Source organism: Mesorhizobium sp. M0571, from assembly GCF_040320985.1.
Taxonomy (GTDB): Bacteria; Pseudomonadota; Alphaproteobacteria; order Rhizobiales; family Rhizobiaceae; genus Mesorhizobium.
Genome location: NZ_JAMYQT010000118.1, coordinates 1 through 3,187, shown reverse-complemented (window position 1 = coordinate 3,187; position 3,187 = coordinate 1). Strand labels below are relative to the sequence as shown.

4 protein-coding genes are annotated in these 3,187 nt (G+C 64.1%); all 4 read right to left on the bottom strand.

Annotated features, from left to right (window positions below; genetic code table 11):
• Positions 1–50: 50 nt before the first annotated feature.
• The 4 genes from NKI85_RS37490 to tnpA all read right to left on the bottom strand — a co-directional run bounded on the left by NKI85_RS37490 (position 51) and on the right by tnpA (position 3,093).
• Positions 51–581 carry a UPF0149 family protein gene (locus tag NKI85_RS37490; protein ID WP_245436463.1) on the bottom strand — a complete coding sequence of 177 codons (531 nt, stop codon included), beginning with the start codon at positions 579–581 and terminating at the stop codon, positions 51–53.
• A 71-nt stretch (positions 582–652) separates the two neighbouring features.
• Positions 653–2,227 (bottom strand): IS66 family transposase, encoded by a 1,575-nt coding sequence (tnpC, locus tag NKI85_RS37485; RefSeq protein ID WP_352780890.1) that lies wholly within the window; start codon positions 2,225–2,227, stop codon positions 653–655.
• 48 nt (positions 2,228–2,275) lie between these two features.
• Positions 2,276–2,629: an IS66 family insertion sequence element accessory protein TnpB gene (gene tnpB, locus NKI85_RS37480; protein WP_352466297.1), complete on the bottom strand. Its 354-nt coding sequence runs from the start codon at positions 2,627–2,629 to the stop codon at positions 2,276–2,278.
• The gene (gene tnpA / locus NKI85_RS37475; RefSeq protein WP_352466296.1) at positions 2,626–3,093 is read right to left on the bottom strand and encodes an IS66-like element accessory protein TnpA; all 468 of its coding nucleotides are present in this window, start codon (positions 3,091–3,093) and stop codon (positions 2,626–2,628) included. The genes tnpB and tnpA overlap by 4 nt, the downstream gene beginning before the upstream one ends.
• Between the last annotated feature and the right edge of the window lie 94 nt (positions 3,094–3,187).

Below are 3,187 nucleotides of genomic sequence, written 5' to 3'. Positions count from 1 at the left end.
GTAAGCGTCACGAGCACCGCACGACTGTCCTTGCTTGACAGAGGCAGGATTCAGATGCGGGCCGCTTTGACCCGCTTGGGCATGAAGTACGAGCGGATGGCGACGACCGCCTTTGCAACGGCTGCGACGCCCGCGTCGTCGAGACGGGAGTTCAGCCCCGTTGTATCCCGGATCGGGGCGATGATGTCGCCGGTCTTGGCATGGCCGTGGAGAACGGGGCGCCAGAGCCTTGTGGCGTAGCCGGTGGCAAGCAGGAAGGCGGTCGACCATTCGAAGGCGTCGAATGTGCCGTCCTCCTGTCGCGCAAGGCGCGGACGCCAGGTCTCCGGCGTTTCGCCGAGCCCGACCGAGATCCGGTTATAGTTGGCAACCAGCGTCTGAACGGCGAGCGCCTCGGTTGTACCTTCGAGCGCCATCAACGCTTGCTCGCCTGCAAACAAAGGAATCCATTGGCGCGGGTCGATAAAGCGCGGACCGATGATGAGCGCAGTCAGATAGCCGTCGAGCCCATCCATGCCGAAGACCGGCGGATGCGGCCGCTGCTTGTGCAGGAACGTCTCGAAGGCCGCATCGTCCAGCATCGGGCGCGAAGGCGCAATCGAGGACGCCGCAGCGGGCCGAGCGGCGACGGGCCCCCTTGACCGACGAGCGATCATGCCGCCACACGCTCCAGTTGGCCCCGTGCTTCCCGGTCCGTCTTCCAATTCCACGGCAAGAGCTCGTCGAGCCGATTGACCGGAATGGAACCCGAGACGATCTGCTCGAGCACGTCGGCGAGCCAGGTTTCGGGATCGAGACCATTGAGCCGTGCCGAGTTGACCAGTGATGCCAGCACCGCCCATGTCTCGCCACCGCGAGCGGATCCGGCAAAGAGGCTATTCTTCCTCGTCAGGCAAACTGGTTTGAGCGAACGCTCGACAACGTTGCTGTCGACTTCGATCCGGCCGTCCTCGAGGAAGGCGATCAGCCCATGCCAATGCGCCAGCGTGTAGGCAATGGCCTTGCCGAGCGACGACTTGGCCGAGACCTCATCGATCAGCATCTCCAACTGCTCCTTCAGTGCCGCCATGAGCGGAGCGCTCTCGGCCTTGCGCACCGACAGGCGCTGCTCGGCGCTCATGCCGCGGATGCATTCCTCGATCCGGTAGATCTCGGCAATAGCGGCGACCACCGCCAGCGCCTCGCTCGAGCCCGTCGTCTTGACCACCTCGACGAACTTGCGCCGAGCATGGGCCAGACAAAAGGCAAGCTGCAAGGGTGCGATATTGCTCTTGCGCCGCCGCTTCGCCAGGCTCTTGTAGGCCGCATAGCCATCGACCTGCAGAATGCCGTCGAATGTTGAAAGCTGTGCCTCGATCTCTCCGGTTCCCCGGCTTTCTGCAAACACATAGCCGACTGCCGGCGGTGCCGGTCCCTGCCAGGGACGATCATCGACGGCCTGCGCCCACAACTGGCAGACTTTCGTCCGCTTGCGTCCCGGATCAAGTCGCGGCAGAGGCGTTTCGTCACAAAACACCCGCGGCTGCGAGCGGATGAAGGCAAGCAGGCGATCGTAAAGCGGCCTCAGCCACCAGGCGGCCCGTCCGACCCAGCCGCCGAGCGTGCCACGGTCGAGATTGATGCCGTAACCCGAGAAGATCTGCGACTGGCGATAGAGAGGAAGATGCCAGGCGAACTTGGAGACGACCACATGCGCCACCAGCGCCGTCGTCGCCATGCCCCCGTCCATTACTCGCGCTCGCGCCGGCGCCTGGACGACATGGGCCTCACAGGCCCGGCAGGCGTATTTGGGCCGGATCGTGCGGATCACGCGTAGCAGTGCCGGAACGATATCGAGGGCCTCACTGATATCCTCGCCGATGCGATGGAGGGGAAGTCCGCAACACGAGCAGACCGCGCTCTGCGGCTCGATCACTTCCTCGCAGCGCGGCAGATGCTTCGGCAGGGCACCCATGTTGCGCGACGCCGACCGGTGCTTGCGTCGCGGCCGATCCTTGTCTTCGACGGCATCGTCGTTGGCCGCGGCCGGCACCTCGCAGAGGTCACCGAGATCGAGCGCGATCTGCACCGGATCGAGCACGGCCAGCTTCTCCGATTTTACCCCGAAGATCATCTGCCGAAGCAGATCGGCATAGACGCGCAGCTCCGCGTTCTCGGCTTTAAGAGCCAGAACCATTCTCTGCAATTCGGCAGGATCCGATGGCAACGAATCAGGGCGGGGCGACATGATCAACCCTACCAGGCGACCCCGAATCTTCAAGCAAATCCAGTCACTTCACGCCGCTCTGACCGGTCTTTTGACGTGTTTCTTCGCCACCCTCGTCCAGTCGAGGCCAGCCACCAGAAGGGCGAACTCCTCGCGCGTCAGCCGGACCTGGCCGTCGCGGATCGGCGGCCAGGTGAAGCGCCCCGATTCGAGCCATTTCGAGGCCAGAACCATGCCGCTTCCGTCCCAAAAAAGAAGGCGCAATCTGTCGCCGCGCTTGGGGCGGAAGACAAAGACGTCACCGCAATAGGGATCGGCTGCAAGAGCCGAGGCGACCAGGGCAACAAGGCCATTGATGCCGCGGCGGAAGTCGACCGGCTGCGTCGCCACCACCACCTTCACGTCGCCGGCTAACGCAATCACTGCGGCACACGCAAGGCACCCACGATGGCGGCCGCCAGGGCCGGATCGACCGAACCCGTCAGGACGAGGCGGCTTTCACCGATCTCGAGCTCGATCCGACCGGTCGACCTGGGCGCCTCCTTATTCCGTGCGTCACTATGCTCGAGCTGTCGCTCCTCGCCCGCGATCGTAATTGGCACAAACTGCAGGGCTGGCGTCGTCTCCGCAGCCGCTTTCGCCTGCACCAGCCCCACGTGCCGTCGCCAGACCGAAAGAAGACCTCGATTGATCCCCCAACGCCGCGCGACAGCCGAGATGTTGGCGCCCGGCTCCGCGCTTTCCGCAACAATCCGCGCCTTCTCCGCCGGCGTCCAGCTGCGCCGTTTCCGCCGGCCTGTGATCACCTCGACCCGGCGATAGTGACCCTCTTCATGCCTGCCTTGATGACTGTCTTGATGACTGGCATCAGGGTCCTCCCACTCCATGCGCCTGCGCTCCTCGCTGCCGCAAATCAGGCGGCAAATCTCCCCAGTGCATAGCCCTCAGGCAAGATGGGGTGCTCGTCACGCTCACGAACAA

Bases quoted from the DNA above. Each gene is read 5' to 3' on its own strand.
- tnpA (WP_352466296.1), bottom strand. From the start codon at position 3,093: ATGGAGTGGGAGGACCCTGATGCCAGTCATCAAGACAGTCATCAAGGC.
- NKI85_RS37490 (WP_245436463.1), bottom strand. From the start codon at position 581: ATGCTGGACGATGCGGCCTTCGAGACGTTCCTGCACAAGCAGCGGCCG.
- tnpC (WP_352780890.1), bottom strand. From the start codon at position 2,227: ATGTCGCCCCGCCCTGATTCGTTGCCATCGGATCCTGCCGAATTGCAG.